The organism is Streptomyces durocortorensis, from assembly GCF_016901035.1.
GTDB lineage: Bacteria > Actinomycetota > Actinomycetes > Streptomycetales > Streptomycetaceae > Streptomyces > Streptomyces durocortorensis.
On record NZ_JAFEUF010000338.1, the window covers coordinates 1 to 5981 of the forward strand.

A 5981-nucleotide genomic window follows, 5' to 3' on the forward strand; every position below is an offset into this window, starting at 1 on the left:
GTGCGTATGGCCCGGCTGCTGCGGGGCGAAGGGTACGGCGGGCAGGGCGGCGGGCGGCGCGGGGTGGCCTGCCGGGGTGAGGCCGGGCTGGGGCGCGGTGAGTTCGTGGGGCAGCGCGAGCTGGGTCGTCGGGCGGTCGTTCTGCGGCGGCCTGGGCCCGGTGTTGAGGAACCGGGTGGTGCCCCGGTCCTCACCCTCGCCGGTGTCCCCGTCGCCCGGGGACGCGGGTGCACCGGCGGACTCCCGGAGCGCTGGGACGTGCACCGGCGGCGCGGCCGCGGGCGCGGGCTCGGACTCCGGGGTGCCGGCGGACACGGGCTCCGGGACGGCGGGGGGCGCGGGCACCGGGGTGGCGGCGACGCCCACTGGCGCGGTCGCGGGTGCGTCCGCCGACCGGGCATCTTCCTGCCGGGCAGGCCGGGCAGGCCGGGCGTCCCGGGGCTCCGGGGTGTTCGTCGACCCGGACTCCTGGCCGTCCTCAGGCCGGGCGTCCTCGGGCTCCGGGGCCTCCTCCGGCTCGGGCTCCGGGACCTCCAGGGCCCATACCCGCGCCTCCTGGTCCGCGACCGCCGCCGCGAGCGGTTCGGGCAGCCAGCCGCCCCGGGCCAGGCCCGCCGCGCCCTCCAGGGCCAGTTCGGCGGCGACCGTGCCGGCCGAGGGCCGCAGGTCCGGGTCCTTCGCCAGGCAGTTCGCGATCAGCTCGCGCAACGCCTCCGGTACGGCGTCGAGTTCGGGTTCGTCCTCGGCGATCCGGCGGGCGGCCTCCTCGGCCGGGCCCTCCGTGAACGGGGTCGTCCCGGTCGCCGCGTAGGCCAGGAGCAGCCCCAGCACGAACAGGTCGGAGGCGGCGGAGACTTCCTTGCCCTCGATCTGCTCGGGCGTCAGATAGCCCAGGCGTACCGACAGCTGGCCGCCCGGACCGGCCTCCGCCGATGCGGCCGCGCCCAGCGGGCCGAAGGCGGTGAGGCGGGGTCCGTCGGCGGCCAGCAGCACCGTGCCGGGGGCCAGGCCCTGGAGCACGGACCCGGCGGCGTGCACCCGGGAGAGGATCTCGGCGATGCCCGCGCCCAGTATCCGCAGTGCCCGCTCGGGCAGCGGACCGGCGATCCCGATCGCCTCGGCCAGCGGCAGCGCGGGGACGTAACCCGCCGCCGTCCACAGGGGTTCCGCCTCGTCCGCGGGCGTCTCCGTCGTGTCGCCGGTGTCCAGGGGCGGGGCCACCCAGCCGCCCGCGAGGCGCTCGGCGGTGCGGGCCTCGGCCTGGAAACGGCGGCTGAAGACGGGGACGGCGGCCAGTTCGGGGCGCGCGGCGGTGATGAGGGCCACCTCGTCGGACGCGGTGTCCCGGGCCACGTACCGCACGGCACTCGCGCCCTCGTCGAAGCGGGCCAGCGCGGTGAAGCGGCCGAAGCGGCGTGGATCGTCCTGACGCAGCGCCTCCATGGCGCACCCCCTTGTGACCGTTGTACGGCGACCGGACGGCCCGTCCCCGGCGCCTGACCGTCGATCTTAGACCCACCCCCACTTTGCCGATGGGGCCAAGGGCCTGCGCCGTACGCGGGGACCGCCCGCCGTCGTTCAGTCGCGGCTCGGCGGCTTGGACCAGGGCCACTTGAGCGTGCGGTGCTCCCGTCCGCCGGGGGCGTACTCGTACACCCAGCCGCGCTGGAGTCCGAGCCGCTTGGTGTAGCCGGCCGGAACCCGCTGATAGGCGTACACGGTGGCGGGGCCGCCGTCGGGGGAGGGCACCGGGACCTCGTACCACTTCGGCGGGTGGCCGGTCGGGCCCAGCAGGATCGGCAGGACCCAGCCGTCCAGGGGGCCGCCGCGGAAAGGGGTGTTCTCGCTCTTCACCCGGTCAGTCTGACGCAGGGGGCGCGGGCAGCAGGTGCGCCGCCTCCGCGACGACCGGAATCACCCGTTCCGCCAGCTGTCCGGCCGGTCCCTCGGAGGTCTCCAGCGCCAGCAGGTCGTTCACCACCGCGGCGGTCTCCGGGTCGGTGGCGGCGGTCGCGGCGAGCAGCGCGATCAGGTGGTCTACCAGCCAGCCGCGCAGCTCGGCCGCGGCCGGCCGCTTCCCGTCGTCCAGCCACATCAGCGAGGCCGCCTCGACGGCCGCGATCCAACTGCGCACCATCATCCGCAGCCTCGGCCCGGCAGGCCGCTCCCCGGCCCCGCCGAACCGCCCGAGGTGGCGCAGGATCTCGTCGGCCGCCGCCCGGCGCACCCCGTCCACGATCGTCGTCGTCCGGGAGGTCTCCACGACGCTGCCGCCGCGCAGCAGGGCGCTGAACCCGGTGTCGTGCTCGTCGACGAAGCGCAGATAGCGGTCCAGGACCCGGGCGACCCGCTCGGTCGGCGGGCCCACCGGCGGTTCGCTGAAGCAGAGCGTCAGCTCGTCGGCCGCCGAGCCGAGCGCGGCCTCGTACAACTGCTGGCGCCCGCCCGGGAAGTAGCGGTAGACGAGCGGCCGGGACACCCCGGCCGCCACCGCCACCTCGTCGAGCGAGACCTCGTCGGGCGCCCGATGGGCGAAGAGGCCGAGCGCGGCGAGCAGCAGCTGGGCGCGCCGCTCCTCGACACTGAGCCTGCGGTACGTAGCCCGGGGCGGCGGGACTGCGGCGGTGGAGGTCATGCCACCGAGCCTAAGCGCTGAACCGCGGTACACCTCAGGCCAGCAGACCGGAGCTTCGCCACAGTCGGCGGCCGACACCGTTCAGCAGCCCGATGTCGTCGAAGAAGTCCGTGAGCCGTTTCGCGCCGGACTGCATGACCTCCGCGCGGTGGCCGCTGGCCTTCACCTGGGCGACGGCCTCCCGGCGGTCCAGGCCGACGTTCTCGTACACCTGCGGGTTCACGAAGCAGACGGAGAACACCCGGGCCGCCTCGCCGCAGCTGACCTTGGTCAGTTCACGCTCCCAGCGCGGGGCCGTCACCATCTGGCGGCGCAGCTCCTCCCGGGCGTAGCGGACGTGCCGGGCCTCCTCGATGACGTGGATCCGGGTCACTCCGCGCACCAGGGTCTGTACCCGCTCGTCCGGGAAGGTCAGGCGCTGCATCCAGTCGAGGATCTCCTCGCCGAGCAGCGTCGCGGCGAACGAACCGGGGGTGGTGGAGACGGTTTTCAGGACCCGCGCGAGGTTGTGGTAGACGCGCGGGACCGGGTACGTCGGTGCGCCACCCCAGTCGATCATGCGGCCGAACATCATCGAGTGCCGGCACTCGTCGGCTATCTCCGTGAGCGCGTAGCGGACGTGGTTGCTGGTGACGGGCTTGTCGTAGATGTGCCGGACCAGCAGCTGCATCAGGATGATCTCGAACCAGATGCCGAGCGAGGCCAGGGCCGCCCCCTCGTGCCGGGAGAGGTCCAGGCGCTGCTCCTCGGACATCCGGTCCCACATCGGAGTCCCGTACAGCGAGAGCAGCTCCGGCGGCCAGAACCACCTGCCCTCCTCGACCGCCGCGTCCCAGTCGAGTTCGGTGTCGGGGTCGAAGGAGTGCTTGGCCGAGGATTCGAGCAGCCGCAGGGCGATCTGCTCGCGGTCGCGGAGCGGCCCGAGGGTGTCGCGGAGGACGGTCACATCGCGAGCGGTGGCGGTCGTCATGGCGGGAGCACCTCACACAGGGGTTGTCGGGCACGGGAGTTACCGGCGGTCACCTCTTATGAGACTGCCTGTCAGCAAGGCCGTCAATCCCTTGGGCGCGACTCCGTACGCCTCCGCGCGACTCCGTACGACTTGTTGACCCGCTGTCTACCAACGTGTGAACCTGCCGGGGAGGCGGCTGACGCGCGCGCTCAACTGCCTTCGGCGTCACGGAACTTGTCGATCACGTCCCGCTGTCCGAGGCGAAGGAGCCGTCCGTGTCCACCCATGACCTCTACACCACCCCGCCCGCCGAACCGACCTGGCAGGTCCCCGCCACCGGGGCCGCCCGGTTCAGCTGGGACTACGACGACGGCCGCGAACGCCTCCTCGCCCTCTACCAGAAGGGCAAGGACAAGCAGTGGGACGGCAACAAGCGCATCGACTGGTCCCTGGAGGTCGACCCCACCGACCCGCTCGGCACCCCCGACGAGGCGCTCACGCTGTACGGCACCCCGCACTGGGCGAAGATGACGGAGAAGGACCGGGGCGAGCTGCGCAAGCACTACACCTCCTGGCAGTTCAGCCAGTTCCTGCACGGCGAGCAGGGCGCGATGGTGTGCGCGGCGCGCATCGTGGAGTCCGTCCCCGACCTGGACGCCAAGTTCTACTCCGCCACGCAGACCATGGACGAGGCCCGGCACGCCGAGATCTACGGCCGGTTCCTGCACGAGAAGATCGGCATGCTCTACCCGGTCAACGACAACCTCCAGGGGCTGCTGGGCGACACCCTGCGCGACTCCCGCTGGGACATGCCGTACCTCGGGATGCAGGTCCTCATAGAAGGCCTGGCGCTGGCCGCCTTCGGAATGATCCGCGACACGACGACCAAGCCGCTGCCCAAGCAGATCCTCGCGTACGTCATGCAGGACGAGGCCCGGCACGTCGCCTTCGGGCGGATGGCGCTGCGCGACTACTACAAGCAGCTGAGCGACGCCGAACTCCGCGAGCGCGAGGAGTTCGTCATCGAGGGCTGCTACCTGATGCGCGACCGGCTCAGCGGGGTCGAGGTCCTGGAGAACTTCGGCATCGGCAAACAGGAGGCGAAAGACCTCTCGGAGCACTCGGAGTACCTCCAGCTCTTCCGGAAGCTGCTCTTCAGCCGCATCGTCCCGTGCGTCAAGGACATCGGCCTGTGGGGCCCGCGTCTCCAGAAGGCGTACGTCGACATGGGCGTCCTCGAACTCGGTGACTCCAATCTCGACCTGCTGATGTCCCAGGACGAGGAGATAGCCGAGGAACTGGACCGCGAACGCTTCGCCGTCGAGGAGGAGGCCCGGGTGGCGGAGGTCGCGGAGGCGATCGACGAGGGAGCGGCCGACGCCGCCTGAAGGGACGCGGCGCGGGGGCGGCGGGCGACCGAAAACGGATGTACGCCACCGGGGTGCGGCAGCCAGGATGCGGGCATGACGACGAACCCGCCCGCAGCCACAGCCGCCGGTCGCACCGCCGCCCGCCGCAGCCTCGAAGCGCTCGCGCTCGGCGACGCGTTCGGGGAGCGCTGGTTCCCGCTCTTCCGCGAACCCCGGCAGGCCGCGAACGAGATCCGGGCCCGCCGCACCCCGCCGGAGCCGCTCTGGCACTGGACCGACGACACGGCCCTCGCTCTCGCCCTGGACCGCTCCCTCGACGAGCGCGGCCACGTCGACCAGGACCACCTGGCGCTCTGCTACGCGCTGGCCTTCGACGCCGACCGGGCCCGGGGCTACGGCCACGGCATGCACCTGCTGCTGCCCCAGCTCCTCACCGCCCCCGCCGACTGGCGCACCCTGGCCCCCGGGCTCTTCGACGGCGGCAGCCTCGGCAACGGCGCGGCCATGCGGGTCGCGCCGCTCGGCGCCCGCTTCCACGAGGACCTGGACCGGGTCGTGGAGCAGGCCGCGCTCTCGGCGGAGGTCACCCACGCCCACCCGGACGGCATCGCGGGCGCGGTGGCCGTCGCGGTGGCGGCGGCGCTCTCGGCGCGCGGCGAACTGACGCTGGACGCGGTCGCGGAACGCACGCCCGAGGGGCCGGTACGCGACGGGGTGCGGCGTGCGGCCCGGACGCCGTTCACCACGAAACCGTGGAAGGCCGCGGACCTCCTCGGCAACGGGCAGCGCATCCGCGCCGACGACACCGTGCCCTTCGCCCTGTGGACCGCGACCCGCCACGGGGACGACCTGGAGGCGGCGCTCTGGGCGACCGCGGAGGGCCTCGGCGACGTCGACACCACGTGCGCCATCACCGGGGGAGTGGTCGGGGCGGCGACCGGGACGGCCGGGGCACCGGAGGAATGGCTGCGCAGGCGCGAGCCGTTGGGGTGAGGCGCGGCGGGGCGTCCGGCCGGGAGGAGGG

At 73.4% G+C, this 5981-nt stretch carries 6 protein-coding genes; 2 read left to right on the forward strand and 4 right to left on the reverse strand.

The annotated features are described in order from the left end of the window. The 4 genes from JS521_RS33050 to JS521_RS33065 all read right to left on the reverse strand — a co-directional run. Nucleotides 1–1443: protein kinase domain-containing protein (locus JS521_RS33050; RefSeq protein ID WP_205086584.1), on the reverse strand; the 1443-nt coding region annotated here is incomplete at its 3' end. Between the two features lie 135 nt (nucleotides 1444–1578). Further along, a complete protein-coding gene (locus JS521_RS33055; RefSeq protein ID WP_205086585.1) occupies nucleotides 1579–1854 on the reverse strand; it encodes a DUF8847 domain-containing protein in 276 nt (91 codons plus the stop codon). Between the two features lie 4 nt (nucleotides 1855–1858). Then, a complete protein-coding gene (locus JS521_RS33060; protein WP_205086586.1) occupies nucleotides 1859–2635 on the reverse strand; it encodes a TetR/AcrR family transcriptional regulator in 777 nt (258 codons plus the stop codon). Nucleotides 2636–2669: 34 nt separating this feature from the next. Beyond that, entirely contained in the window at nucleotides 2670–3605 is a 936-nt protein-coding gene (locus JS521_RS33065; protein ID WP_205086587.1) for an AurF N-oxygenase family protein, read from the reverse strand. Nucleotides 3606–3862: 257 nt separating this feature from the next. On the opposite strand from JS521_RS33065, the gene JS521_RS33070 reads away from it, so the two are divergent. Next, nucleotides 3863–4975 (forward strand): ferritin-like domain-containing protein, encoded by a 1113-nt coding sequence (locus JS521_RS33070; RefSeq protein ID WP_205086588.1) that lies wholly within the window; start codon nucleotides 3863–3865, stop codon nucleotides 4973–4975. A gap of 75 nt (nucleotides 4976–5050) precedes the next feature. Continuing rightward, nucleotides 5051–5950, forward strand: a complete 900-nt coding sequence (locus tag JS521_RS33075; protein ID WP_205086589.1) for an ADP-ribosylglycohydrolase family protein — start codon at nucleotides 5051–5053, stop codon at nucleotides 5948–5950. The last annotated feature ends 31 nt before the right edge of the window (nucleotides 5951–5981 follow it).

What these genes read in the sequence shown, in the direction of transcription:
- JS521_RS33075 (WP_205086589.1), top strand. Translation starts at nt 5,051, where the DNA reads ATGACGACGAACCCGCCCGCAGCCACAGCCGCCGGTCGCACCGCCGCC.
- JS521_RS33060 (WP_205086586.1), bottom strand. Translation starts at nt 2,635, where the DNA reads ATGACCTCCACCGCCGCAGTCCCGCCGCCCCGGGCTACGTACCGCAGG.
- JS521_RS33065 (WP_205086587.1), bottom strand. Translation starts at nt 3,605, where the DNA reads ATGACGACCGCCACCGCTCGCGATGTGACCGTCCTCCGCGACACCCTC.